Source organism: Thermoanaerobacterium thermosulfurigenes, from assembly GCF_051201035.1.
In the GTDB taxonomy this organism is placed as follows: Bacteria; Bacillota; Thermoanaerobacteria; order Thermoanaerobacterales; family Thermoanaerobacteraceae; genus Thermoanaerobacterium; species Thermoanaerobacterium thermosulfurigenes.
Map to the genome: position 1 here is coordinate 43,448 of NZ_JBPODR010000011.1, position 25,838 is coordinate 69,285.

At 36.7% G+C, this 25,838-nt stretch carries 24 protein-coding genes, 1 pseudogene and 1 riboswitch; of the genes and pseudogenes, 3 read left to right on the top strand and 22 right to left on the bottom strand.

Annotated elements, in window-relative coordinates; translation table 11 throughout:
• Positions 1-7: 7 nt before the first annotated feature.
• The 9 genes and pseudogenes from gatC to HNR52_RS06100 all read right to left on the bottom strand — a co-directional run bounded on the left by gatC (position 8) and on the right by HNR52_RS06100 (position 9,411).
• Entirely contained in the window at positions 8-295 is a 288-nt protein-coding gene (gene gatC, locus HNR52_RS06060; protein ID WP_013787527.1) for an Asp-tRNA(Asn)/Glu-tRNA(Gln) amidotransferase subunit GatC, read from the bottom strand.
• 58 nt (positions 296-353) lie between these two features.
• Positions 354-2,333 (bottom strand): NAD-dependent DNA ligase LigA, encoded by a 1,980-nt coding sequence (gene ligA, locus HNR52_RS06065; protein ID WP_435619979.1) that lies wholly within the window; start codon positions 2,331-2,333, stop codon positions 354-356.
• 12 nt (positions 2,334-2,345) lie between these two features.
• Positions 2,346-4,496, bottom strand: coding sequence for a DNA helicase PcrA (pcrA, locus tag HNR52_RS06070; RefSeq protein WP_435619980.1), 2,151 nt, complete (start codon positions 4,494-4,496; stop codon positions 2,346-2,348).
• A 115-nt stretch (positions 4,497-4,611) separates the two neighbouring features.
• Positions 4,612-4,911 carry a YerC/YecD family TrpR-related protein gene (locus HNR52_RS06075; protein WP_013787524.1) on the bottom strand — a complete coding sequence of 100 codons (300 nt, stop codon included), beginning with the start codon at positions 4,909-4,911 and terminating at the stop codon, positions 4,612-4,614.
• Positions 4,912-5,066: 155 nt separating this feature from the next.
• The gene (locus HNR52_RS06080) at positions 5,067-5,384 is read right to left on the bottom strand and encodes a PTS sugar transporter subunit IIA (protein WP_013787523.1); all 318 of its coding nucleotides are present in this window, start codon (positions 5,382-5,384) and stop codon (positions 5,067-5,069) included.
• Positions 5,385-5,412: 28 nt separating this feature from the next.
• Positions 5,413-6,731 (bottom strand): annotated as a pseudogene (locus tag HNR52_RS06085) (PTS sugar transporter subunit IIC).
• 12 nt (positions 6,732-6,743) lie between these two features.
• Positions 6,744-7,070, bottom strand: coding sequence for a PTS sugar transporter subunit IIB (locus HNR52_RS06090; protein WP_013787521.1), 327 nt, complete (start codon positions 7,068-7,070; stop codon positions 6,744-6,746).
• Between the two features lie 6 nt (positions 7,071-7,076).
• Positions 7,077-7,280: a hypothetical protein gene (locus HNR52_RS06095; protein ID WP_435619981.1), complete on the bottom strand. Its 204-nt coding sequence runs from the start codon at positions 7,278-7,280 to the stop codon at positions 7,077-7,079.
• 40 nt (positions 7,281-7,320) lie between these two features.
• Positions 7,321-9,411, bottom strand: coding sequence for a BglG family transcription antiterminator (locus tag HNR52_RS06100; RefSeq protein WP_435619982.1), 2,091 nt, complete (start codon positions 9,409-9,411; stop codon positions 7,321-7,323).
• 213 nt (positions 9,412-9,624) lie between these two features.
• Positions 9,625-9,725: riboswitch (SAM riboswitch) on the top strand.
• A gap of 77 nt (positions 9,726-9,802) precedes the next feature.
• Between HNR52_RS06100 and HNR52_RS06105 the strand changes: the two genes are divergently transcribed.
• From HNR52_RS06105 to HNR52_RS06115, 3 genes are read left to right on the top strand one after another with little or no spacing between them, the layout of a single operon-like run.
• Positions 9,803-10,825 carry a methionine ABC transporter ATP-binding protein gene (locus HNR52_RS06105; protein ID WP_435619983.1) on the top strand — a complete coding sequence of 341 codons (1,023 nt, stop codon included), beginning with the start codon at positions 9,803-9,805 and terminating at the stop codon, positions 10,823-10,825.
• On the top strand, positions 10,812-11,489 hold the full coding sequence (locus HNR52_RS06110; RefSeq protein ID WP_013787517.1) for a methionine ABC transporter permease: 678 nt from the start codon (positions 10,812-10,814) through the stop codon (positions 11,487-11,489). Before HNR52_RS06105 ends, HNR52_RS06110 begins: the two co-directional genes overlap by 14 nt.
• Before the next feature lie 14 nt (positions 11,490-11,503).
• Entirely contained in the window at positions 11,504-12,349 is an 846-nt protein-coding gene (locus HNR52_RS06115) for a MetQ/NlpA family ABC transporter substrate-binding protein (RefSeq protein WP_013787516.1), read from the top strand.
• Between the two features lie 32 nt (positions 12,350-12,381).
• Here HNR52_RS06115 and spoVB read toward each other — a convergent pair whose 3' ends face one another.
• The 13 genes from spoVB to HNR52_RS06180 all read right to left on the bottom strand — a co-directional run bounded on the left by spoVB (position 12,382) and on the right by HNR52_RS06180 (position 25,739).
• The gene (spoVB, locus tag HNR52_RS06120) at positions 12,382-13,941 is read right to left on the bottom strand and encodes a stage V sporulation protein B (RefSeq protein WP_435619984.1); all 1,560 of its coding nucleotides are present in this window, start codon (positions 13,939-13,941) and stop codon (positions 12,382-12,384) included.
• Positions 13,942-13,991: 50 nt separating this feature from the next.
• On the bottom strand, positions 13,992-14,432 hold the full coding sequence (locus tag HNR52_RS06125; protein WP_085111627.1) for an S-ribosylhomocysteine lyase: 441 nt from the start codon (positions 14,430-14,432) through the stop codon (positions 13,992-13,994).
• 142 nt (positions 14,433-14,574) lie between these two features.
• A complete protein-coding gene (locus HNR52_RS06130; RefSeq protein ID WP_230197635.1) occupies positions 14,575-14,760 on the bottom strand; it encodes a hypothetical protein in 186 nt (61 codons plus the stop codon).
• Between the two features lie 236 nt (positions 14,761-14,996).
• Positions 14,997-16,232, bottom strand: a complete 1,236-nt coding sequence (locus HNR52_RS06135; RefSeq protein ID WP_013787512.1) for a M20 metallopeptidase family protein — start codon at positions 16,230-16,232, stop codon at positions 14,997-14,999.
• A gap of 21 nt (positions 16,233-16,253) precedes the next feature.
• Positions 16,254-17,045, bottom strand: coding sequence for a glutamate racemase (gene murI, locus HNR52_RS06140; RefSeq protein WP_435619985.1), 792 nt, complete (start codon positions 17,043-17,045; stop codon positions 16,254-16,256).
• 108 nt (positions 17,046-17,153) lie between these two features.
• Positions 17,154-18,404 carry a phosphoribosylamine--glycine ligase gene (gene purD / locus HNR52_RS06145; protein WP_435619986.1) on the bottom strand — a complete coding sequence of 417 codons (1,251 nt, stop codon included), beginning with the start codon at positions 18,402-18,404 and terminating at the stop codon, positions 17,154-17,156.
• A 31-nt stretch (positions 18,405-18,435) separates the two neighbouring features.
• Positions 18,436-19,962, bottom strand: coding sequence for a bifunctional phosphoribosylaminoimidazolecarboxamide formyltransferase/IMP cyclohydrolase (gene purH, locus HNR52_RS06150; protein WP_435619987.1), 1,527 nt, complete (start codon positions 19,960-19,962; stop codon positions 18,436-18,438).
• A 2-nt stretch (positions 19,963-19,964) separates the two neighbouring features.
• Positions 19,965-20,582 carry a phosphoribosylglycinamide formyltransferase gene (gene purN / locus HNR52_RS06155; RefSeq protein ID WP_435619988.1) on the bottom strand — a complete coding sequence of 206 codons (618 nt, stop codon included), beginning with the start codon at positions 20,580-20,582 and terminating at the stop codon, positions 19,965-19,967.
• Complete coding sequence (purM, locus tag HNR52_RS06160) at positions 20,579-21,589, bottom strand: phosphoribosylformylglycinamidine cyclo-ligase (protein WP_435619989.1); 1,011 nt, start codon at positions 21,587-21,589, stop codon at positions 20,579-20,581. Before purM ends, purN begins: the two co-directional genes overlap by 4 nt.
• A gap of 16 nt (positions 21,590-21,605) precedes the next feature.
• The gene (gene purF, locus HNR52_RS06165) at positions 21,606-23,003 is read right to left on the bottom strand and encodes an amidophosphoribosyltransferase (RefSeq protein ID WP_435619990.1); all 1,398 of its coding nucleotides are present in this window, start codon (positions 23,001-23,003) and stop codon (positions 21,606-21,608) included.
• A 9-nt stretch (positions 23,004-23,012) separates the two neighbouring features.
• Positions 23,013-23,720, bottom strand: coding sequence for a phosphoribosylaminoimidazolesuccinocarboxamide synthase (gene purC / locus HNR52_RS06170; protein WP_435619991.1), 708 nt, complete (start codon positions 23,718-23,720; stop codon positions 23,013-23,015).
• Positions 23,720-24,211 carry a 5-(carboxyamino)imidazole ribonucleotide mutase gene (gene purE, locus HNR52_RS06175; protein WP_435619992.1) on the bottom strand — a complete coding sequence of 164 codons (492 nt, stop codon included), beginning with the start codon at positions 24,209-24,211 and terminating at the stop codon, positions 23,720-23,722. Before purE ends, purC begins: the two co-directional genes overlap by 1 nt.
• Positions 24,212-24,290: 79 nt before the next feature.
• The gene (locus HNR52_RS06180; RefSeq protein WP_013787503.1) at positions 24,291-25,739 is read right to left on the bottom strand and encodes an NCS2 family permease; all 1,449 of its coding nucleotides are present in this window, start codon (positions 25,737-25,739) and stop codon (positions 24,291-24,293) included.
• Between the last annotated feature and the right edge of the window lie 99 nt (positions 25,740-25,838).

The following is a 25,838-nucleotide window of genomic DNA, read 5'->3' on the forward strand; positions in this document are numbered from 1 at the left end:
TATCACCTCACTCGATTATCTTTGGTACTTTAAAGCATCCATCTTCTTTTTCTTTAGCATTCATAAGGATTTTTTCTCTGTCCATTGATGGCACAACTTCATCTTCACGGAAAACATTGCTTATTGGTACAATATGCGCTGTAGGCTCTACGCCATCTGTATTTAGCTCATTTAACTTGTCCACATATTTTATAATGCTATCAAGCTGATGAGAAAATTTCTCTAATTCGTCATCAGAAAATTTAAGCCTTGCTAATTTTGATACGTGGATAACTTGGTCTTTTGTAATTGACATGCATACACACCCTTTCAACTCTTAAATACTAATAAAAAGCATCGTTTAGTTAATTTTATCATTGTTTCAGCATGTTTTCAAACTGTTCTTCATTTAAAATCTTTACTCCAAGCTCTTGTGCTTTTGAAAGCTTTGAACCTGGATCTGCACCTACGACGACATAATCTGTTTTTTTGCTAACAGAACCTGTCACTTTTCCTCCTCTTTCTTCTATAAGCTTTTTAGCCTCATCTCTTGTGTACTTTTCAAGTGTTCCTGTTAAGACAAAAGTAAGTCCTTTAAAATTGTCATTAACATTTATTGCATCCTTCTTGCGCATATTTACACCAGCAGCTTTTAATCTATCTATTATATCCAGATTTTGTTTTTCCTTAAAAAAGGCCACCACACTGTCTGCCATCTTAGGGCCAATTTCTTCTATTTCAGTAAGTTCCTCAAAAGTAGCTTTCTCAAGAGATTCCATCGTCTTGAAATGACTGGCTAAAATGCCGGCAGCTTTGCTTCCAATGAGATCAATGCCAAGCCCAAAAATCAATCTGTCTAAATCTCTGCCTTTGCTTTCTTCTATAGCATTGATGAGATTCTTTGCTGATTTATCTCCCATCCTGTCCAGTTTTACTAAATCATCGTACTTCAAATAATACAGATCTGATATGTTGTGTATAAGATGGTTGTCAAGAAGCTGTCCTATTACCGCTGGTCCTAATCCATCTATGTCCATAGCATCTTTAGATGCAAAGTGTATTATGCCTCTTTTTAACTTAGCAGGACAATTTAGACCTGTGCACTTAGTCACAGATTCACCGGGAAGCCTCACCGTTGCAGCACCGCATTCGGGACACACTTCTGGCATGATAAAAAACTTCTCGCTGCCATCTCTTTCTTCTGCTACAACACTTACAACTTCAGGTATGATTTCGCCTGCTTTTTGAATTATCACCGTATCACCGATTCTTATGTCCTTTTCTCTTATGTAATCTTCATTGTGAAGCGTCGCTCTTGATACGATGGAACCTGCAATTTTCACAGGCTCTAATATGGCAGTTGGTGTCAGTGCACCAGTCCTTCCAACCTGAACTACTATATCTTTGACTTTCGTCTTTTGCCTTTCTGCTGGATATTTGAATGCAATTGCCCAACGAGGATCCTTTGCAGTAGACCCCAAAATTTCCCTTTTTCCCAAATCATTTACCTTGACAACTGCTCCATCTGTTTCATAAGGCAAACTATCCCTTATGTCTCTTATATAATTTATGTCTTCAATGACTTCGTCTATATTTCCACATACTTTAATATGCGGACTTACTTTAAATCCTTGATATTTTAAAAATTCTAATGCTTCAGCATGTGTTTTTAATTCTATTCCATCTATTCTCTGTAAATTAAATACGAAAATATCCAGATCTCTTTTAGCCGTGATTTTAGGATTTAATTGCCTAAGTGATCCAGCAGCAGCATTTCTCGGATTTGCAAAAAGGCTTTCTCCGTTTAATTCTCTTTCTTCGTTTAACTTTTCAAATGAAGCCTTAGGCATAAAAACCTCACCTCTTACGATGAGATTTAAATCATCTTTAAGTCTTAAAGGAATTGATTTAATGGTTTTTAGATTGTTTGTCACATTTTCACCTATAATTCCGTCACCTCTCGTGGAGCCGACGGTAAAAAAGCCATTTTCATATATAAGCTCCACAGATAAACCGTCAATTTTAAACTCTACTACGTATTCTACATCACCGACAGATGCTCTTACTCTCCTGTCAAAATCTCTAAGCTCGCCTTCAGAAAAAGCATTTGCCAAACTTTGCATCGGCACTACATGTGTAAATGGTTCAAACTCTTTCAAAGGTTCACCGCCAACCCTTTGAGTCGGTGAATCAGGCGTCTTAAACTGAGGGTACTTTTCTTCTAACTCAATGAGCTCTCTCATCATCATATCATACTCATAGTCAGATATTTCAGGCTTGTCCAGTACATAGTACATGTAGCTGTGATGATTAAGCTTATCTCTCAATTCTTTTATCCTGTCTTCTATCGCCATAAATACACCACCTTATAATATAGCCCTGATTGGAGCGTACTTCAAAGACAACCTCTTTATGCCAACATTAGGAAATGCGACTGTAATCTCCTTATCATCGCCGCTTCCATCAACGCTTACTACAGTTCCAATGCCCCATAATTTGTGCTCAACCTTATCTCCTGGATTGTAGTTTTCTTTATTATTCGCCTTCCTGGCAAAAGTATTTATATACGATGAAACTGAGACATAGTCATTTCTTTTAACAGTGCCTTTGTCGTATTCGATGACCAAGTCTCGAGGAATTTCATTGATAAACCTTGAAGCCGTATTGTACTGTGGCTTGCCGTACAGATTTCTATTTCGTGCATAAGTCATAAAAAGCCTTTCTTTTGCCCGAGTTATGCCTACATAGCACAACCTTCTCTCTTCTTCCAGTTCATGCTCGTACACAAATGACATAGAATTAGGGAATATCCCTTCTTCCATACCTGCTATAAATACGACGGGAAATTCAAGCCCTTTAGCTGAATGTAGTGTCATTAAAACTACGCTCTCTCCTATTTCACCTGCCGTATCAATATCAGATACCAATGTTATGCCTGACAAAAATGCTTCTAAAGATTTCTCCTGGGAACTTTCCATAAATTCACGTGCTGCACCGATAAACTCATTTATATTTTCTATTCTTCCTTCAGATTCTTCAGTGCCGTCGGCCTTAAGTTCCTCTATATATCCAGTTTTATCCAGTACATAATCGATAACTTCAGTGACAGTCATAAAATCAAGCTGGCTTATCAGATCGTCAATAAACTCTTTAAATCTATCAAGTGCCTTTCTCGTTCTTCCACTAACTTCAACATGAGGAATCGCAAAATACATACTTGTATCATGTTCTACAGCATATTTTTCTAAAGAAGCTATAGTTGACTCACCAATGCCTCTTTTAGGTACATTTATTATCCTTTTTAATGATACGTCATCGTATGGATTTACAAGAATCCTTAAATACGCAATAATGTCTTTTATCTCTTTTCGATCGTAAAACCTCAATGCTCCAACCAATTTATACGGTATGTCATTCGCCATAAAAGCTTCTTCAAATATACGAGACTGGGCATTTGTCCTATATAAGACAGCAAAGTCCGAATATTTTCTCCCCTCAGAAACCAAGTTTTTTATCGTCTCTATGATGAAATTAGCCTCATCTCTCTCATTTTGCGATTCCCATACGACAATCTTTTCACCGTTTTTATTATCTGTCCACAGTCTTTTTCTTTTTCTTTTGACATTGTTATCAATTACGCTATTAGCCGCATCAAGTATAACCTGCGTTGAACGGTAATTTTGTTCAAGCTTTATAACCTTAGCCTCTGGATAATCTTTCTCAAAGTCTAAAATATTCTTTATGTCGGCCCCTCTCCATCCATATATGCTTTGATCATCATCGCCTACGACACAAAGATTTCTGTACTTTTTAGCCAATAGATTTACAAATTCATACTGTGGCCTGTTTGTATCTTGATACTCATCTATCATTATATACCTGAATTTATCTTGATAATACCTCAATATGTCCTCGTTTTTTTGAAAAAGCTCTATGGTTTTTATTATTATATCATCGAAATCCAGTGCATTGTCTTTTTTAAGCTTCTTCTGGTACAGCTTATAAACGTCAGCGATTTTTTTATTTCTGTAGTCATTGCCAAATTCCAGCAAAAAGTCGTCTGGCGATATCATCCTGTCTTTCGCCTTTGATATGGCACCTAACATTCCTTTTATTGTGTACTGCTTGTCATTTAAATTCAATTCTTTTATGCAGTCAGAAATCAGCGTTTTTTGATCTTGCGTATCGTATATTACAAAATTTCTATCATACCCGATTTTTTCAATATCTCTTCTCAATATGCGAACACATGCCGAATGGAATGTAGAAACCCAAAGATCTCCTACATATCCTAATAGTGACTCAACTCTGTCCTTCATTTCTTTTGCTGCCTTGTTTGTAAAAGTAATAGCGATGATGTTTGCTGGTGACACATTTTTTTCCCTTACAAGATATGCAATTCTATGTGTTAAAACTCTCGTCTTTCCGCTACCTGCACCAGCCAAAATCAGAACAGGTCCTTCTGTAGTGACAACTGCCTCCTTTTGTCTATCATTTAGTCCTTCAAGAATATTCATCTAATTCACTCCAAATAAAATATTTGTACCTAGACTTACGATTATATTGTATATGTAACTTTTTAATTAATCAACCATTTTATTGTTATGCCTATAATAAAATAAAATCTCGGGTCTACCGAGATTTTTCCTTTAATCTATCTAAAATCAAATTGTATCCATTCGCTCCATAATTAAGCGCCCTGTTAACTCTACTTATGGTAGCTGTGCTGGCACCTGTCTTTTCAGCTATTTCAATATACGTCTTCCTATCTCTTAACATTTTAGCCACTTGAAGTCTTTGAGCTAGCGACTTAACCTCGTTTATAGTAGCTATATCTTCAAAAAAACGATAACATTCTTCCATGTCTTTAAGCATTAAAATCGCTTCAAAAAGCTTGTCCACGTTCTCGTCTTTTATTTTAGAATCGTACATCGACAATCCCTCTCTCTTAAAATTTTTTATAAAATGTCCATCTCCATTGTACAAAATTTACACAAATTATTCAATACTTTAAAGCAAAAAAGATAAAAAGCAATCTAAAATGGCAAAATTAAAAGGTGAGGATGACTCACCTTTTAATTCAGTATTTATTTTACTTTCTTTTCAAGAGCATCTAACCTCTTGTAAAGATCTATAAGCCTTCTTATGAGGTTCTTTTCTGCAAGAGCCGTCATAAGCTGGTCTTGAGCGTGTATAACAAGGAAGTTAGGTGTTTCGCTTTGTTCACCTTGTACCAATGCGTTTTGATAATCATGACCTGCGTAAAATTCCTCATCAGCCTTTTCCAGATGCTTCTCGGCAGATTCAAAATCCCCTTTTTCTGCTGCATCTAATGCTTCATAAGCCTCGCCTCTGGCGTTTCCGCCATGTAAGACTAGATTGTAAATGATTTGCTCTAATTCCATCAAAGGGTTCCTCCTTAATATATTTTAATTATTTTTCCTCAAGCTCTCTTTCATTCTTCAAAAGCTGTGCTTCATACATTTTGAAGAATGGATAGTATATAATACCTGCTACAATCAGGTTTACAAGCTGCAAAATTGGTCCTCTCCAGTCAAGACCACTTGATATGAAACCTCCTATAAATACAGGAACTGTAAATGGAAGCTGATACAATGGTCCTGTTACTAAGTGGAAATGGAATGCGATATAGTTTATCGTGACAACCGCTGCAGGTGCAATTATAAATGGTATCATCAATATAGGGTTCAAAACTATTGGAGCACCGAAGATGAGCGGTTCATTTATATTAAATATAGCAGGGATAAGCTCTGCTGTACCTATCGTCTTAAGCTGTTTTGATGCTGAGAACAAGAACATTATGACAAGAGGCCATGTTGTACCAGAACCACCAAGGTGTGTGAACATGTGGAAGAATGGCTCTGTAACAATACCTGTCATAGGTTGATGTGCATTTAATGCCTTTACATTTGCAGCAAGCTGACTCATCCAGAAAGGATATGCTATAGACGATACGACATTCATACCATGGATTCCAAGTGACCACAAAAGCATCATAAGGATTATCTCAGCTAAAGCTGCCCAATAGCTATTTGATGCTGCAACAAGCGGCTTAAATAACTCAATTACCAACTGTGGCAATGTAACTTTGAAGTTAGCCCATACAATCCACTCTACTATCCAGGCCGATACTACCATGACAAACATCGGTACAAGTGCCATAAAGCTTCTTACAACATAAGGTGGAACGGCTTCAGGCATCTTAATTACAAGACCTTGCCTATTGAAAAATCTAACCACAACTGCTGTCAATACGCCTATTATTATAGCTACAAACAAACCTTGTCCACCAAGGTAATTTAAAACATCACCGAAGCTTACTTTTGTAACATCTGATGCTGGGAATGTTGTAACTAAAAATGCTAACATGGAAATAATACCTGTCATTGCTTCATCAAGATCCCAGCGAGTAGCCAAACTGTAAGCTGTACCAAATGCAACCATCAAAGCCATGATGCCAAATGATAAATTGAAAGGAATCATCAACTGACCAGCAATAGGCTTAATAGCATTTGCCCATGCCACAATAGGGCCCCAATTTGCACCTTCTGCAAGTGGTGGATTAGCTATTATCAAAAACAGTGAACCTGTCAATATAACTGGCAATGCGAAACTTGAAAAAGCATCTCTTATAGATTGAAGTATAACATTTTGAGCAATCCTTGCCAGTACAGGCACAAAGATGACTCCATCCATTTCATAAACCAATTGTTAGTAAGTCTTTCGTTCATTTACATTACCTCCTATGCATCTTTTCCATTTTTCTTAGCAAGCTCGATAATCTGATTCAATATCTTTTTTGCATCCATAAGTGCAAAAGCCTGCATATCAACGATGTCGACAGGAATGCCAAACTTTTCAGCTATCGTCTCAACTTCCTTCTTTAAATGCCTTACCTGCGGCTCTAAAAGAGCAACATCGTATTCTTCAGCTTTTTTCTTAAATTCACCTGTGCCTCCTGCATCTACTGTCACATCTAAACCTTGCTTTTTTGCTTCATCAGTCACTTTTTTTGCTAATGCACTTGATGTAGCGCCCCAACTGCATAATATAACACCATGTATAGCCATAGTAAATTACCTCCTTTTTTTATTTTTCTTTTTTATTTCATTTTTTAAATTTTTGTCATACAATTTAAGCATTCTTATCATGTACGCTTGTATAAGCGCAATTCCCGCAATGAAAAATGCACCAAACAAAAGAATCTCTAAGCCATGTGCAAATGTATCATTTATCATAGAATACACAGCAGTTGCAATCCACACCAAAGACAGCATCATATAGAAAATTTTTCGCTGTTTTACCGAAATACTAAACATTTTAATCACCTACAAGATTTCTTTTTATTTCATCGTAATACTTATCCATCAAGGCCTTCTTGACAATTTCCTTCGCCTCATCAATTTTGTCAACCTCATTGAGATTTTTTACCAAGTCTTTACTTTCAATGAACGAAACACTTAAATCGCCAAGTATTTCTATCCACATCTTGTCGCCATCTGGTGCAACCATTAGAAAAGCCGTCTTTATAATTTCATATTCGTTAATCAAATTTTTCATCTTAACATCGCTTCTCAGTTTTCCAAAGACGAGGATTGGCTCCACCAAATCAGATGCTGTACAGTGGTAGATTACAAATCCTTTCCCTGGAAGTATTATCTTTCCAAGGCTTTCTCTTCCCAAAAGCTTATCTTCTATCTGCTTTATCTTCTCATTATTAATTCCATCATTACCAGCAAAATCTTCTAAGAGAGAATCTATGATAGCTTTTGAGTTTTTGCCATACACATCTTTAAGCTTAAGGGAATCGCACAGCTCAATTATCCTTTTGCCATACCACGCAATGTGTTCTAATTCTTTGTATCTGTCGCCTATGACTTTGACTTTTTTCTCTGAAAAGTCCATTATAAAATCTGTATTTAAAGCGTCTTTCAGCTTTTTTACGTCTTCATCTAAAAGCAACGGATTGACTATTACAGTCTCTTTGCCCTTTATGTCCAGCGGAATTGTAGACACTATCAAATCAATATCATCTCTATCTTTAAAGTCTTTAACCCTCAAACTGGAAACCGTATCTACAATGTTTAATTGTGGAAACATCTGGAGCTTAGATAGAAGCATCCTCGATGTCCCTATGCCGCTGGCACACACGACTAAAATATTGTGCCTTTTCGTCATATCGCTTTTTCTTGCTATGGATGCGCCAAAATGCATCGCAATATATCCTATCTCATCATCAGGCACATCAACATTAAGCTTGTCTTTAATCACATTTGCAATAGATATACATTTTTCAAATAAACTGCTGTACCGTTCTTTAATGTCATTTATAAGCGGGTTTCTAATCGCAAGACCCATGCGAAGTCTAAAGATAGTAGGCCTTAGGTGCGTCTTTAAACCGCTTAAAAGCATCATATCATCTTTGAAGTCAGTGCCAAATTCATCTTCTGCAACGCTGATCATTTCCTGCAGTATTTCATTTAGCAGCTCGTCATTTACGTCTTCGGTATTTGCCCTGTACCTTGCTCCTTGTAGATGAATCGTTATATAACCGATTTCATCTTCCGGAATAGAAATGTCGAATTCTTCTTCCAAAAACCTGGCAAGCATTTCTGCAAATTCGAACTCATCCGACTTTTTAAGCTCATAAAGGCTTTCATTACCTATTTTTATCTTTTCGCCTTCTTTTATTCTTTTTAGCGCCAATGCCAGATGCACTGTAAGCCCCATGTACGAGCTTTCTGCTAATTCGTAATTAAGGGATTTCTCCAATTTTTGTATAGCCTTCTCTATCTTTAAAACCGTATCATAGTCTATAAGCCTAAGCAGCCTGTCATTTATGTCTTCACTAAGTTTGTTTATATTATTGTACCCCTTATTTAAAAACTCAATTAGGTCTTTTGTCTCTACATTGTCATACAAAAAATTTATAATAGCCCTTCTTATATTGTTTTCATCGCCTTTTACGTATATGCCAACACCAGGCTTAGTTACAATTGTAACATTTTGCTTGTTTAGCCATTTATCGATCTCTTTAATGTCATAGCTTATTGTTGCCGTAGTCACATTGTATTCTTTAGCGAAGTACTCAAGTTTTACAGGTTCTTTCATCTGCAAAAGCTCAGACAGTATCAGCTTTCGCCTTTTATCAGCATCAATGCTTGGCCTATAACCTATTACATCGAATTTGAATTTTTCGATATCATTATCAGTTCCTTCTAAGACTAATGCTCCATCGTCATTTTTAAGCCTCAAATTGTATTCTTTTATATACTCATTTATCGCATTTATTTCCCTGTAAACAGTCCTTTTGCTTAACTTGTACAAAATGACGATATCGTCCAAACTGGAAACTTCTTTTGAAAGAACCTTTTTGAAGATTTCTAATTGGCGCCTACTTAACTCTTTCATAGATATTTGTCCTTTCATCTATGACAAATTATTAATAAGTTAACTTATCTTTCATCTTAATTATAATCAATTTATTGATTAAATCAACACAAACTTGTGAACACGCTGTCAGATTTATTATGACAAAAATTTAATATTGCCGCATGAAAATTTTGCTTGACTTTTCAACATCCATCCTATATAATCATTTTAACAACTAAAAACGAAATTATTCTCTTATCTAGAGAGGTGGAGGGACTGGCCCGATGAAACCCGGCAACCGGCACGTATGTGCAATGGTGCCAATTCCTGCAGCGATTGCTGAGAGATGAGAGAGGACAAAACCTCTTTCATTGGAGGTTTTTTTTTATTGCTTTTTTAAATTAAATTTGCGAAAAGAAGGTGAAATGATTTGATCGAAATAAAAAACTTAAGCAAAGTTTACAACACAAACGGAAAAGATGTAGTAGCTTTAAAGGACATCAACTTAACTATAAGCGATGGTAAAATTTATGGCATAATGGGTCTAAGCGGTGCCGGGAAATCATCATTGATAAGGTGCATCAACATGTTGGAAAAACCTACATCTGGCAGCATACTGATAAACGGCGTAGAAATGACAAAGTTAAAGCCAAAAGAACTAAGAAATATGAGAAAAAAGATTGGCATGATATTTCAGCATTTCAATCTTTTGATGAACTCTACAGTGTATGAGAACATAGCATTTCCTCTTAAGATCTCGAAAGTCAGCGATTCTGCCATAAAAAAACGCGTTGATGAATTGCTGGATGTGGTAGATTTAAAAGATAAAAAGTACGCATACCCTGCACAGCTATCTGGCGGGCAAAAACAACGGGTAGGAATCGCAAGAGCTTTAGCAAACAATCCAGACATAATTCTATCTGATGAAGCCACATCCGCTTTAGACCCTACAACGACAGAATCCATCTTAAATCTTTTAAAGGACATAAACAAGCAATACGGAATTACAATCGTGGTAATAACGCACGAAATGTCTGTCATAAGAAATCTGTGCGACAAAGTGGCAGTTTTGGAAGACGGCAGAATAATCGAGGAAGGAAATGTAATAGACATCTTTTCAAACCCTTCAACAGAAACATCTAAAAGATTTTTAAAAGATATGATAGCTGAACTTCCACCAGACATATTGCTTGATGACGATAACCCAAACGAGGAAGTCTTAAGATTATCGTTTTTTGGCAGCAGCAGCAACCAACCTGTCATATCTCACATGATAAAAAATTTCGATGTTGAAGTGAATATCATTTCAGGAAATATCGAAAGGGTGCAAAACTCACAAATAGGAAATCTCCTAATAAAAATAAGCGGTGGACAAAATTCTATAAAAGATGCGATAAAATTTTTAGAAAATAATGGTCTTAGAATAGAGGTGCTTAAAAATGGTGTCATCTAATACATTGCAGTATCTGTTAAACTTGTGGCAACTTATGGAGGAGCCTCTTTGGGAATCTTTGTACATGGTATTTTTCTCAACACTTTTCTCAGTAATCATAGGACTGCCTCTCGGCATAATACTCGTCATAACAGATAAAGGACATATAAAGGAAAACCTAAAGTTAAATCAGATATTAGGTACTGTAATTAATGTCATGAGGTCAGTGCCGTTCATAATCCTCATAATCGCAATCTTCCCATTGGCAAGGCTTATTGTTGGCACAACTATAGGGCCTACTGCTGCTATTGTACCATTGTCAGTTGCTGCAGCTCCATTTGTTGCAAGAGTCATAGAATCATCTCTTAAAGAAGTAGACTGGGGTGTCATTGAAGCATCTATATCTGTCGGTGCATCAATACCACAGATAATATTTAAAGTCATGATTCCAGAATCATTGCCATCACTTATATTGGGAATAACTCTTACGGTTATAAATATTTTAGGGTATTCTGCTATGGCAGGTGCTATTGGAGGAGGTGGTTTAGGAGATCTGGCTATAAGATATGGCTACCAAAGGTTTCAGACAGATGTGCTTATAGCTACAATCATAGTCTTAATAATCTTTGTAGAAATTGTACAAAGAATTGGAAATTATCTTGCAAAAAAAGTTGATAAAAGATGAAAGGATGGTATGTGATGAAAAAATCATTTTTATTTCTCACTCTCATATTGACATTTGCATTTATCTTATCAGGATGCACAAAATCAAATAACGTATCTACTACATCTAATGCAAACTCAAACACAGATAGCTCTACTAAAATGACGAAGATAGTCGTTGGTGCAACACCAAACCCCCATGCAGAAATACTTAATGTAGTAAAGCCTATTCTTGCAAAAGAAGGCGTAGACCTTGAAATAAAAGAATTTACCGACTATGTGACGCCAAATACTGCACTTGTCGACAAGCAAATCGACGCAAATTTCTTCCAACACGTTCCATACCTTGAGGACTTTGAGAAGAAAAACAATGTAAAATTGGTGCCATTAGTCAAAGTGCATGTAGAACCGATGGGGGCATATTCAAAAAAGATTAAGTCAAAAGATGAACTAAAAGACGGTGCAACAGTGGCTGTTCCAAACGATGCTACAAATGAAGGAAGAGCGCTGCTTTTACTGCAAAAAGAAGGGTTAATTAAGTTAAAAGATCCAAATGGTCTTACACAAACCCCGAGAGACATAGTGGATAATCCAAAGCATTTAAAGATTGTAGAGCTTGAAGCACCTCAGCTTCCAAGGACACTTCAAGATGTAGATTTGGCCATTATAAACACTAATTTTGCATTAGAGGCAAACTTAAATCCTTTAAAGGATGCAATTTTTATGGAGGACAAAAATTCTCCTTATGCTAATGTGTTAGTCGTAAGGCAGGACAATCAAAATGACCCAGCAATACAAAAATTAGCAAAAGCCTTAAATTCTGATGAAGTCAAGAAATTTATAGAAGACAAATATAAAGGCGCTATAGTTCCTGCCTTTTAACATTAAAAAAACCCGTTTAAAGCGGGTTTTTATTATTTATTCCTTGAAAATATAAGTCTATTTAAATCTTCTAAATATGGAAGCTTTACAAGTTGACATGATGCAATGTATACTAAAAATCCTGATAATACTGTAATAGACATTGTAATCCATTCGTTTGCTACTGCTGTAACCAGATTAAAATAAATAATCGTGTCGTAAATCCCCATTATAAGCGCAGCTATAAGCGGTTTTAAGAACCAATTGTTAAAATCAATTTCTAAGTTAGTAATCTTAACCAATGCTTTAAAATTTAAGAAGAAGACAAAAGCATCAGCGAATATGAAGCCGTAAATATACCCGAAAAGCCTTAAACTTGGTATAGGAACTAATAGATACATGGCAATCACAGAAATTGTAGTCCAGATGACAGAATTTCGCAAAACTAAGTTTTGCATCCCAAGCCCATTCAATATGCTTGTGACTATCGACTCCAGGTAAGCAAAAATGCTTCCTGCAGCTATTACCTTAACTAACAAACCTACTCCTGGACTTTTAGGGTAAAGCAATGAAGCTATTTCATCAGGCAACATCAAAAACAATACGGCTGCTGGTATGCCTATCATAGTAGTATATCCTATGGCTTGATTTATCCTCTGCCTTACTACATCCCATCTTTTTAAAGATGCCGCTTCTGAAACGGCAGGAAGCACTGTCACTGACAAACTCATTGTTATAACTGCAGGCATATATGCAAGTGGATAAGCCATTCCAGATAACTTTCCAAACTCAGATATAGCGTCTTTGTGTGAAAGTCCTGATTTGACAAGCTTTGAAGGTATGATGAGAGATTCAAACAAATCCAAGATATTTACAATCATCCTTGAAATAGTAATAGGAAAAGACGTCTTTATTATTGTATTTGCAATATCTACCTTATTCCAAATCTCCCCTTCATTTGGCATTTCCTCATTTATGTATTTCAATTCACGCCTATAGTAAAATATGTACATGATAAAACTTGTGACTTCTCCTATGGCTATTCCAAATACAGCTATTGCTGCAGCATATTCCAACTTCATTCCTGTAAATACGCTGAATAGATACAGCGTCAAAAAAACTCTCACTATCTGTTCCACTATCTCAGACACCGATGCAGGAACCATGTTAATTAATCCTTGGAAAAAGCCTTTGAATATAGAAGATGATGAAACTACAATTAGTACAGGTGAAAAAATCAATATTGATAGATACGCTCGTGGCTCATGAAGCAAGTTGTTTGATATGTACTTGGCATTAAAGAATATTATAGATGAAATTGCTATGCCCATTATAATTACGATAAAAAATGAAACTTCCATTATGCTGAAAATATTTCTTTTGTTATTTTTGGCTCTTTCCTCAGACACAAACCGAGATGTAACAGCCGTAATTCCTGATGTTATAAATGTTATTGATACAAAGTAGATTGGCAGCGCTATTTGATATATCCCAGTTCCCTCAGAGCCCAGCAGATTAGAAAGGATGATTCTGAAGACAAAGCCAATAGCTCTGTCTACAACATTTGCTATAGTCAAAATAAAAGCACCGCGAACAAAAGATCTATTGCGCATACACGACACCTCACAATAGTTTATTCGCGGCACCTAATATATATTACCTTCTAAAGTTTTTCCAAAACAGCCTTTGCGTACTCCTTCGCGGTAAAAAGAGAATGATCTCTATAGTTACCGCACTGAATCTCATTTGTAGCAGGTACATCTTCTTCTTTTGTCGTTAAAACTCTTTCTAAGACTTTTCTCAATGCATCTTTTATTTCATCAATTGATGTGTCTCCAAACTTTGTAAGGTAAAATCCAGTCCTGCACCCCATAGGAGAAATATCTATTATGTCATCGAAATAATCTCTAAAGTAAGTAGCAAATAAATGCTCTAACGTGTGAATCCCACCTGTAGGTATTGAATCTACATTGGGCTGTGTCAACCTTATATCGTACTTTGTTACGACATCACCGTTAGGTCCAACCAGAGTACCTGATTTTCTCACGTACGGTGCTTTTACCGTTCTATGATCTAATTTAAAGCTTTCAACTTTTATCTCCATAACATCACCTCATCAATTGTTGATACATTATATTTTATCATTTTTCTTTACATTTACCAACATTAAGCCGATGGATTTAAGGCAGAAAATAAAAATATCCGGCATAGCCGGAGGTCATGTTTAAATGGGAGGAGTTTTTCATCTATCTTAACTTGTAACTATAAGCTAATTCACTGAAATCTTCATTTCTAATTGTCGCATCAGCCGTATCTTTGTAGCCAAACTCGCTTCTTAAAAATTCTTCGTACTCAGTGTTATCTTTCTCTATCGCTGCGGGTACAAATATCATTATAAACGCCATCAATGTTATTATAAATAACATTTTCATCACCCACCCTTCAATACATATTATGCATCAATAATCTAATTTTGTCAAGATTTACTTCATATAAATTATTTTTGCAAGATTTCCTGTATTTTTGTAAATATATAAACCTATTCTCAAGATTATACATCAGTATGGCTATATATGGCAAAAAATCATGCATAAATATGTATCAAGAGCATCTTTGTTTTCCAATTTATTTTTATATATTACAAAAAAATTTTAATAAAATGCTAATTTCATAGAGAATCGCTATAATTAAGCATATTTTTAAGCATCCTCTTTTGCTTAACTGCGTCTTTTGAGTCATTTTGTAAATAATTTATGGCAGTCAATACATGTATAGCTATGCCATAAGGAATGCAGTTTTCGTCAACATCAAACATGTTGTTGTGGATAGGCTTATCTATCCCCTTCTCCTTATTTCCACACCCTAATTTATAAAAGCATCCAGGAACTTCCTTCAAGTAGTATGCAAAGTCTTCCACACCAAGCGTCGGCAATACACTTATTACATTGCTATCACCTACGATTGATGCAGCACTTCTTTTCATTATGTCTATCATATTGCTATCGTTTATAAGGCAAGGGTATCCTTCCACGCGATTAAATTCGGCTTTGCCTCCCATCGCTTCCGCGGTATTTTTAGCTATGCTTTCCACCCTTTTTGTTATCTTATCGCGATTTTCTTCATTTAACATCCTTATTATGCCAGACATGCGCACTTTGCTGGCAATTACATTTCTGGCATAGCCGCCTTCAATGCTGCCAATAGTTATGACAAGAGGCTCCAATGGGTTTGATTCTCTGCTTACCACTGTTTGAATCATGTTGATTATATTTGCAGATATTGCTATAGGATCTACAGATTTGTGTGGCTCAGCTCCATGGCTGCTTTTACCTATTACATTTATGTCAAACATATCCGATGATGCGTAAGCTTTTCCATATGTGTAGCCAATTTGTCCAACATTGAGATCTGGATCTACATGTAAGCCTATGATGGCATCTACTTTTGGATCATCAAAAACACCTGCATCAAGCATAGGCTTAGCTCCTCCCGTAGTTTCCTCAGCAGGTTGAAAGATAAATTTCACATTGCCGTCAAGCTTATCTTTCATTTTAGATATAAGCTTAGCTGCTCCAAGAGCAATTGCCGTATGCACATCGTGTCCACAGGCGTGCATTTTGCCAGGTACAGCCGAAGCGTAAGGCAAGTCATTTTCTTCCTGAATTGGAAGTGCATCTATATCAGCTCTAATCGCTATGGTTTTCTGCCCATTGCCATAAATTGTCCCTACAACGCCGGTCTTTGCAATTGTCTTTGTTTCTATACCTAAACTGCCAAGATACTTCTTTATAAGCTCAGAAGTCTTTGTCTCTTCAAAACCCAGCTCTGGCTCTCTATGTATTTTTCTCCTTATATCTACGATTTCCTCTTGAATCTTTATGGCTTCTTTTAAAATCTCATTCATTTTTCTCCCCTCTTTATCATTTTAATATTTCTCTATGTCAACGTAGCTTATGTTCTCAATGTCTTCATTTAGTATTAGTTTCGCAACATCTACAAATTTTTTCGCATCGCCGCTTACAAAATAATGAGTTACACCACCAGTCAAATTAAGCATATCATTTTCTTTCAAATAATTCATCACATCATGCGACAATCTAACAGCCGGATCAACTATAAGCACATCTTCTCTTGCGGCATTTTTGATGGCATTTAAAAGTATCGGATAATGTGTGCACCCTAAAACAAGTGTATCGATTCCTTCATCGTTTAAAGCTTTTAAATACTCTTTTGCCAATCTAAATGACTCGTCACTTTCTGATAGCCCTTTTTCTACCAACGGAACAAATCCCGGACAAGCTTTTTGAAAAACATCTACATCGCCATTTTTAAGCCTTATGCTTTTTTCATAGCTGCCGCTTTCTACCGTCCTCGTCGTGGCGATAACACCAACTTTATTGTTCTTTGTAATGTCTGCAGCGCTTTCAGCTCCAGCTTCCAGCACACTAAAAAGAATTTCCTTATATTCATCTTTATCAATTGAAGCACACGTAGTATTGCAAGCAATCACTATTATCTTCGTATTTTTCTCATTCATAAAATTGATTATTTGCCTTGCATACATTTCTATTTCACCTTTAGACTTATCACCGTACGGCACTCTTTTCGTATCACCAAAATATATGTAATCTTCATTTGGCAATAGTTCCTTCAACTTCTTCAATACCGTAAGTCCGCCTACACCTGAGTCAAACACTCCTATCGGTCTTCTATCCATTTCACCACATCCTATTTTGTTGATATTCTATTATATAATATCACAAAAAGTGTGGATTGATAACAAATATGCAAAAAACCCGCATGGCAAAACCATACGGGTTTACTTTCAAACGGTACCTATATCGTTTCTATAGTACATTCCTTCAAAGTGTATCTTCTTAAGCTCATCATAAGCCTTTTTTCTGGCCTCTTGGTAAGTATTTCCCAGCGCGGTGACTTCCAATACTCTCCCACCAGATGTTTTGTACTTACCATCTTTTATTGTAGTTCCTGCATGGTAGACAAAAACGCCATCTGTATTTTCGACACCTGTTATATCATATCCTGTATTAAACTCACCAGGGTAACCTTCTGACGCTGCTACTACGCAAACAGCTTTTTTATCCTCCCATTCTATTTTTACATCACTAAGCTTTTCATCAATTATAGCCTCTACTATATCAACAAGATCTGTTTTCAAAAGCGGAAGAACAACTTGTGTTTCAGGATCTCCAAATCTTGCATTGAATTCTAAAACCTTCGGTCCATCTTCTGTGAGTATTAACCCAGCATAAAGAACTCCTTTGTAGACTATTCCTTCTTTTTTCAGCGAAGTTATGACTGGTTTTAATATTGTATCCACCACAACACTAAGCAATTTATCATCGAAATAAGGATTTGGAGCTATATTGCCCATGCCTCCTGTGTTTGGTCCTTTATCCCCATCGTAAATTCTCTTGTAATCCATAGCAGATACCATCGGGACTATCATCTTTCCATCAGTAAATGCCAACACAGAGACTTCTCTGCCGAAAAGCATCTCTTCTATTATCACAGTGTCACCAGATGTTCCAAACCGTTTTTCCTTCATAAGTATGTCTAAAGCTTCTTTTGCACCTTTATAGCTGTATACTAAAAACACCCCTTTACCTTGCGCCAATCCGTCCGCCTTTATGACCACAGGATACCATACATCCTTCAAAAAGTTTAATGCCGCATCGTATCTGTCAAAAGCCTTAAATCTGGCTGTAGGAATGTTGTACTTATGAAGCAGTAGTTTTGTAAAGTATTTGCTGCCTTCGATAGCAGCAGCGTCCCTTCTTGGTCCGAAAATTCTAAGTCCGCTGTTTTCGAATTCATCCACTATGCCTTTCATCAGTGGGACTTCAGGCCCTACAATCGTCAAGTCAACATTATTGTCAATAGCGAATTTCTTAAGCTTCTCCACATCAGATACATTTATATCGATGCATTCCGCTATATCCGAAATACCACCATTCCCAGGAGCACAATAAATCTTATCTACCCTTTTGCTTTCGCTGATCTTTTTAACTATGGCATGCTCTCTGCCACCGCCACCTATAACAAGAACATTCATATTCTCTCCTCCAAACAATTGGGGCTTCTATTTAATGCTTAAAGTGCCTTATGCCTGTAAATATCATTGAAATCCCGGCTTTATCTGCCGCATCAATCGATGCATTATCATTTATAGATCCGCCAGGCTGGATAATAGATGTAATACCCGCTTTCGCTGCTTCTTCCACAACATCAGGGAATGGGAAAAACGCATCTGAAGCCAGCACACTTCCCTTTGCCTTTTCACCTGCTTGTTTTATAGACTGCTCTGTCGGCCAAATGCGGTTCACCTGTCCAACTCCAATTCCAACCGTCATCCCGTCTTTAGCCAAAACGATGGCATTTGATTTCACATGCTTTACAACTTTCCAAGCAAACCTTAAATCCTTAAGCTCACCTTCAGTGGGAGCATTTTTTGTGACAACAGTCAGTTTATCATCGTACAAGTCAACTTCATCTTTTTCCTGAACTAATATTCCGCCTTCTACCTTCTTCAAATCGTACTCTTTTACGTATCCACCTAAAAGCTTGAGAATTCTGACATTTTTCTTTTTCTCAAGAATTGCCAACGCTTCTTCCTCAAAGTCAGGAGCTATTATTATCTCTAAAAATATCTTTGAAAGCTCTAAAGCCGTATTTGCATCTAATGTGCGGTTAAACGCCACAATACCGCCAAATATTGAAACCGGATCGCATTCATAGGCTTTTTTATACGCATCATATATGTTGTCTGCAACTGCAACGCCACATGGATTTGTATGCTTTACTGCCACTGCAGCAGGTTCATCAAATTCTTTTAACAGTTCAATCGCAGCATTTGCGTCGTTTATATTGTTGAAAGAAAGCTCTTTTCCGTGCAGCTTTACGCATTCAGATATTCCAAAAGATTTTAATGAGTTTTTGTAAAATGCAGCTTTTTGATGCGGATTCTCGCCATATCTCATGTCCTGCGATTTCTCAAAAGAAAAAGTTATTGTGTCAGGAAACTCTACACTATTTTTATCCAAAAGATAATTGTATATAAGTGAATCGTATGAGGCAGTATGTCCAAATGCTTTCATAGCAAGATAGAACCTTGTTTCTTCCTTCGTATTCCCGTATTCTTTTATTTCTTCAACGACTTTGTCGTAGTCATAAGGGTCAACTAAGACTGTCACGTATTTGTAGTTTTTCGCTGCAGCTCTAATCATGGACGGTCCGCCGATGTCTATATTCTCTATTGCATCTTCCAGCGTAACATCATTTTTCAGTATCGTCTCCTTAAAAGGATACAAATTTACTGCTACTATGTCGATAGGTTTTATCCCATTTTCCTCCAACTGTTTTCTGTGGTTTTCATCATCTCTTATAGCTAAAAGTCCACCATGTATCTTAGGATGCAGTGTCTTGACTCTGCCGTCTAAGATCTCAGGAAACCCTGTAACATCTGAGACTTTTAAAGCGTTTATGCCCATATCCTTTAACAGCTTGTAAGTGCCGCCAGTCGATAATATCTCATATCCCATTTCATCTAACTTTTTTGCAAAGTCTACAATTCCATCTTTTTTAGATACACTTATCAATGCTCTCTTTGACATCATCATACCTCCTCTTTTATATAAACCTTTCTTCCTTCAACTTTAAGCCTTCCTTCAGTAAACAGCTTTACAGCATAAGGCAACAATTTGTGCTCCAGCTTTAAAACTTTAGATGCTACTGTCTCAGGTGTATCATCATCTTCAACCTTTACCACATCTTGCATTATGATAGGCCCCGTATCTGCTCCTGAATCAACAAAATGCACTGTGCAGCCAGTGTATTTCACACCGTAATCAACGACAGCCTTGTGGACATTTATTCCATAGTACCCTTTGCCGCAGAACGATGGTATTAAAGATGGATGTATGTTTATTATCCTATTGTGATATTTATTTACGATTTCCTCATTCAATATCGTTATAAAACCTGCCAAGATTATCCCATCTGGATTTATCTCATTGACAACATTGGCAAGCTCTTCATAAAATTTGTCCTTTAGCTTCTTCTTTGGAATGCAGTAAGCAGGTATATTATTCATTTCTGCTCTTTTTAAAGCATATGCTCCTTCTTTGTCGCTAATAAGTGCTACAATTTCAGCGTTGATATATCCGCTTTTAATGCCATCTATGATAGACTGAAAGTCAGTACCATTTCCTGACGCCATAACTAATAATCTCATAGCAATACCTCTTTTTTACCATTTACAATTTCTCCTATTATAAATGGTTTCTCACCTGCAGCTTTTAGGCGATTTATTGCATCATCGCACTGATGACTTGGGACAATAATAATCATTCCAATCCCCATGTTAAACGTCCTGTACATTTCCATGTCGTCAATTTTTCCGATGTCTTTTATCAATTTGAATATATGCGGAACATCCCATGAATTTTTGTCTAATTTAGCAGAAACACCATCCTTAAGCGTCCTCGGTATATTGTCTATAAACCCTCCACCTGTTATGTGAGCCATTCCTTTAATGCTTATGCCTTTTAAGGATTTAAAAGCCTTCACATATATTCTGGTAGGCTTTAAAATGACCTCCCCTAACGATAACCCGTATTCTTCTACATAATCATCAGTGCTCATTTTGCCTAAATCAAACAAGGCTTTTCTCACCAATGAATATCCATTTGAGTGTATCCCTGATGATGCAAGCCCTATTATTGCATCACCAACTTCAATATTTCTGCCATCAATTATCTCATCCTTCTCAACAGCACCTACAGCAAAACCAGCAAGGTCAAATTCGCCTTCATTGTACATACCTGGAAGCTCTGCCGTTTCCCCTCCTATCAATGCACATTCCGCTTCACTGCATCCCGCTGCAATGCCTCTTATCACTTCAATGCCTACATCGCTTTGTAACTTCCCAGTAGCAAAGTAATCGAGGAAAAATAAAGGTTTTGCACCACTGACGATTACATCATTTACACACATGGCAACTAAGTCTATACCTATAGTATCGTACTTTTTCATCATAAAAGCAATCTTTAGTTTTGTCCCGACGCCATCTGTGCCTGAAACCAAAACAGGATTTTTATAATCTGTCAATTGGTAAAGAGCTCCAAAACCGCCTATTCCATTTAAAACGCCGCTTTTCATAGTAGCTTTTGCAATAGGTTTTATCATTTCTACAAATTTGTTTCCCTCATCAATATTTACACCAGCATCTTTGTAGTCCATGGCATCCTCCTTGAATTTACTTTTTTTCGAAAAGGTATTTGCTGCCTTCTTTTGGGACTTCCATAGGATACTTTCCATCAAAACATGCTGCGCAGATGCTTTCTAAAGCCACACTTTCTCTTAGACCTTCTAAGCTTAAAAAGCTTAAGCTATCTGCTCCAATGTAATCCCTGATATCTTCCACTTCCATGTATGAACCTACCAGTTCCTTCTTAGTAGGAGTATCTATTCCAAAATAACATGAATACTTAACAGGTGGAGAACTTATCCTTACGTGCACTTCTTTTGCACCACCTTTTTTTAAAAGGGAAACAAGCCTTTTCATAGTAGTGCCTCGTACAATAGAATCGTCAATCAATATGATTCTTTTATCCCTTACCAGCTCTTTTAAGACATTTAATTTGACTCGTACACCGATTTCTCTGTCTTTCTGTTTTGGACAGATAAAGGTTCGCCCTATATACTTGTTTTTGATAAGACCCTCTCCTATTGGAATACCTGATTGAAAAGAGTATCCTCGTGAAGCCGGTACTCCAGAATCAGGGACAGGTACCACCAAATCAGCATCTACACTGCTTTCAATGGCTAATCTCTTTCCCATCTCATACCTTGCCTTATAAACACTGACTCCTTCTAAGACGCTGTCAGGCCTTGAAAAGTATATATACTCAAAAACACATGGCATCTTTTTTTCAAAGGTATCGACTTTCACAGAGTTTAAACCATTTTTATCTATTATCACTATCTCTCCAGGTTCTACATCTCTAATAAGCTCTGCTCCAATCACATCCAGTGCACATGATTCAGATGATAGATAGTAATTGCCATCCTTTACGCCTATGCAAAGTGGTCTAATGCCATTTTTATCTCTTATTCCAATTAGCTTGTCTTCCATCAATATGACCAATGCGTACGAGCCTTTAATCTTTTCTATCGTTTTTACAATAGATTCTACAAGCCCGTTGCGATAATACTTAGCAATCAAATGAAGTATTATCTCACTGTCAGATGTAGTCTGAAGAATCCTACCTTCCTCTTCCAGCTCTTTTCTAAGCTCTAATGCGTTTATCAAATTGCCGTTATGCGCCAAAGCCATATATCCGCTGCTAAAATTCGCAACAAATGGCTGTGCATTGCAGGCATCGCTGTTTCCAGTAGTCGAATATCTTACATGACCTATCCCCACATTTCCTTCAAGGTCATCTATGTTTTCTTTAGAAAATACCTCTAATAAAAGCCCCATGCCTTTTATGCAGTTTACATATGAGCCTTTTAGCACAGCAATACCTGCGCTCTCCTGACCACGATGTTGCAGTGCTTGAAGTCCATAGTATATATGGTGATGTATTGGGCTATTTAAGCTAAATGCTCCAAATACTCCACATTCTTCTTTTAACTTTACAGTTTCAATCATAATTTTACCTCACTGTTTTTCAAGTCGATTCAATACTTCCACATAAGCTCCTTCTACATTTCCGAGATCTCTTCTAAACCTGTCTTTATCCAGTTTTTCCTTCGTTACACTGTCCCAAAATCTGCACGTATCCGGTGAAATCTCATCAGCCAAAACTATGCCATCTTTAGATTTGCCAAATTCCAATTTAAAATCTACTAAAATGATGTTTTTTGATGTGAAAAATTTCGAAAGTATATCATTGATCTTAAAAGAATATTCTTTTATAGTTTCCACTTCTTCCTTTGTAGCTAATTCCATCGCTTCTATGTGGTATTCATTTATGAAAGGATCTCCAAGTTCATCGTTCTTGTAGCAGAATTCTAAAACCGTCCTTTTAAGTTTTGTTCCTTCTTCTATTCCTAATCTCTTTGATATGCTTCCCGCCGCATAATTCCTTATTAAAACTTCAATAGGATAGATTTTTACGCTTTTAACAAGCATTTCTCTGTCATTAAGTTTTTTTACATAATGTGTTGGAATACCTTCTTTTTCAAGTAGCTCAAACAAAATCGCAGATATTTCATTGTTTAACACGCCTTTATTTTGAATAGTACCTTTTTTTATGCCGTTAAATGCTGTAGCATCATCTTTGTACTCAATAATGTAATAATCTTCATCTGTGGTCTTATAGACCTTTTTTGCTTTTCCTTCGTACAACATGCTTAACTTTTCCATTATAAAATCTCCCCCTGTAATTTTTTATCTTTCTCAATAACTTCCTCTGCTAAATTCTTTTTGTACTCAACGACTTTTCCCATAATCTCAGGATACTTTACTCCAAGTATCTCTACTGCCAACAATGCCGCATTGTATGCTCCGTCTATGGCAACAGTGGCAACTGGTATCCCCTGAGGCATTTGAACAGTAGATAAAAGCGAATCCAAGCCATCTAATGTAGATGATTTTACAGGAACTCCAATGACAGGAAGCGGCGTCATAGATGCCATAACACCAGCTAAATGAGCTGCTTTTCCTGCTGCCGCTATTATGACTTCGTATCCTCTATAAGCTGCATTTTTTGCAAAGTCATGTGCCACATCTGGTGTCCTATGTGCTGAAATAACCCTTACATCATAGTCAATTCCAAACTGCTTAAAAACATCTAATGCTTTCTTCATCAATGGAAAGTCTGAATCGCTTCCCATGACGACTGCAACTTTCACCATAACGTTAGACTCCTCCTCTATATTTGTTTTATTTGCAAAATGCAGAAAGGAATTTCTTCCTTTCTGCATTTTATCTGCTTTATCCCATAAAGAATGCAAATCTTAACAAGAACAAAAATCCAATTATATACATTAATGGATGAACTTCTTTAGCCTTGCCAACAACTATCTTTGTGATTGGATAGAATATAAATCCTGCAGCTATGCCGTTCGATATGCTGTAAGTAAATGGCATGATAGCAATTGTCATAAAGGCAGGAAATGCTTCACTAAAATCTTCAAAGTTCACCTTTGTCACAGAGCCTATCATCAATGCCCCAACGATGATGAGGGCAGGTGCCGTGGCTTGAGATGGCACTATTCCTATTATTGGCGCAAAGAATAATGACACCAAGAAAAGAATTGCAACGACTGTAGATGTCAAACCAGTCTTACCACCCTCACTTATGCCTGACGCACTTTCAACATAAGTAGTTATAGTGCTTGTACCCAAGAAAGAACCTAATGTTGTGCCTATAGCATCTGCAAATAAAGCTCTTTCAAATTTCGTCTTGAAACCGCCATTTGATTTTTCAAAATCATCTTCTTTAAAAATCCCTGTCTTTGTACCTGTGCCAATCAATGTGCCTATTGCATCAAACATATCAGCTAAGCTAAACGCCAGTATGACAGTTATAAGGCCTGTAAGTATCGAAATGATATTTCCATCAGTGCCAGGCTTTAATAGTCCAGCAAAATCCAACTTCATAAATGTTGGTGCCAAACTTGGAGGCATCTGTACAATCGTCTTAAGATTAGAAATGTTCGTTATTCCCATCGGTATACCTATAATCGTCGTGGCAATTATGCCTATCAGTATAGCGCCTTTAACGCCTCTGCTCATAAGTATGGCAATTATTACAATGCCGATTACAGTAAGTATTACACCTGGATCCTTGAAATTTCCTAAAGTTATAAGAGTATCGCTGCTTTTCGTTACAATACCGCCGTTTTCCATACCTATGATTGCAATGAAAAGTCCAATACCAGCACCAATAGCACTTCTCAATGACTGCGGTATAGCCTTTATTATAAGTATCCTTAATTTAGTAGCAGTAATAACGATGTTTATTATACCGCTTATAAGTGCAAGTGATAGTGCAGCTTGCCAAGAATAGTGCAATGTCAATACGACATAAAATGTAAAAAAGGCATTCATGCCCATTCCCGCCGATAAAGCAAATGGAACATTTGCAAACAACCCCATGACTAAAGTAGCAGCTACAGACGATAATATAGTAGCGACAAAAACCGCGCCTATTACAGGGTCATTTGCTATAGATAAACCTGCTTTTACTGCTTGAGTGCCTAAAAGACCTTTCGCATTCATGCCAGCCTGCATAAGTATCGATGGATTTACAAAGATGATGTAAGCCATCGTGATGAAAGTTGTAATACCAGCAATGACCTCTGTCTTTACCGAAGTACCATTTTCTTTTAGCTTGAAGAAATTGTCAAGAAAGCCTCTCTTTTCGTTGTTTTTTACCATTATAATCCTCCTTATGATTGAAATAAAAACGAATTTTAAAAATAAATAAGCCCGAAAGAATAGATTCCAACACATAGAGTGAAACCTATCCTCCCGGGC

Excerpts from the sequence above, each read along its gene's own strand:
- HNR52_RS06110 (WP_013787517.1), top strand. The coding sequence starts at position 10,812 with ATGGTGTCATCTAATACATTGCAGTATCTGTTAAACTTGTGGCAACTT.
- murI (WP_435619985.1), bottom strand. The coding sequence starts at position 17,045 with ATGGATAGAAGACCGATAGGAGTGTTTGACTCAGGTGTAGGCGGACTT.
- HNR52_RS06180 (WP_013787503.1), bottom strand. The coding sequence starts at position 25,739 with ATGGTAAAAAACAACGAAAAGAGAGGCTTTCTTGACAATTTCTTCAAG.
- HNR52_RS06095 (WP_435619981.1), bottom strand. The coding sequence starts at position 7,280 with ATGATGCTGTCTTTGGTGTGGATTGCAACTGCTGTGTATTCTATGATA.
- HNR52_RS06135 (WP_013787512.1), bottom strand. The coding sequence starts at position 16,232 with ATGAATGAGATTTTAAAAGAAGCCATAAAGATTCAAGAGGAAATCGTA.
- HNR52_RS06130 (WP_230197635.1), bottom strand. The coding sequence starts at position 14,760 with ATGAAAATGTTATTTATAATAACATTGATGGCGTTTATAATGATATTT.
- purH (WP_435619987.1), bottom strand. The coding sequence starts at position 19,962 with ATGTCAAAGAGAGCATTGATAAGTGTATCTAAAAAAGATGGAATTGTA.
- gatC (WP_013787527.1), bottom strand. The coding sequence starts at position 295 with ATGTCAATTACAAAAGACCAAGTTATCCACGTATCAAAATTAGCAAGG.
- HNR52_RS06090 (WP_013787521.1), bottom strand. The coding sequence starts at position 7,070 with ATGGCTATACATGGTGTTATATTATGCAGTTGGGGCGCTACATCAAGT.
- HNR52_RS06100 (WP_435619982.1), bottom strand. The coding sequence starts at position 9,411 with ATGAAAGAGTTAAGTAGGCGCCAATTAGAAATCTTCAAAAAGGTTCTT.
- purF (WP_435619990.1), bottom strand. The coding sequence starts at position 23,003 with ATGATTGAAACTGTAAAGTTAAAAGAAGAATGTGGAGTATTTGGAGCA.
- HNR52_RS06080 (WP_013787523.1), bottom strand. The coding sequence starts at position 5,384 with ATGGAATTAGAGCAAATCATTTACAATCTAGTCTTACATGGCGGAAAC.
- purC (WP_435619991.1), bottom strand. The coding sequence starts at position 23,720 with ATGGAAAAGTTAAGCATGTTGTACGAAGGAAAAGCAAAAAAGGTCTAT.
- pcrA (WP_435619980.1), bottom strand. The coding sequence starts at position 4,496 with ATGAATATTCTTGAAGGACTAAATGATAGACAAAAGGAGGCAGTTGTC.
- purD (WP_435619986.1), bottom strand. The coding sequence starts at position 18,404 with ATGAATGTTCTTGTTATAGGTGGCGGTGGCAGAGAGCATGCCATAGTT.
- spoVB (WP_435619984.1), bottom strand. The coding sequence starts at position 13,941 with ATGCGCAATAGATCTTTTGTTCGCGGTGCTTTTATTTTGACTATAGCA.
- HNR52_RS06075 (WP_013787524.1), bottom strand. The coding sequence starts at position 4,911 with ATGTACGATTCTAAAATAAAAGACGAGAACGTGGACAAGCTTTTTGAA.
- HNR52_RS06115 (WP_013787516.1), top strand. The coding sequence starts at position 11,504 with ATGAAAAAATCATTTTTATTTCTCACTCTCATATTGACATTTGCATTT.
- purM (WP_435619989.1), bottom strand. The coding sequence starts at position 21,589 with ATGGACTACAAAGATGCTGGTGTAAATATTGATGAGGGAAACAAATTT.
- HNR52_RS06125 (WP_085111627.1), bottom strand. The coding sequence starts at position 14,432 with ATGGAGATAAAAGTTGAAAGCTTTAAATTAGATCATAGAACGGTAAAA.
- ligA (WP_435619979.1), bottom strand. The coding sequence starts at position 2,333 with ATGGCGATAGAAGACAGGATAAAAGAATTGAGAGATAAGCTTAATCAT.
- purE (WP_435619992.1), bottom strand. The coding sequence starts at position 24,211 with ATGGTGAAAGTTGCAGTCGTCATGGGAAGCGATTCAGACTTTCCATTG.
- purN (WP_435619988.1), bottom strand. The coding sequence starts at position 20,582 with ATGAGATTATTAGTTATGGCGTCAGGAAATGGTACTGACTTTCAGTCT.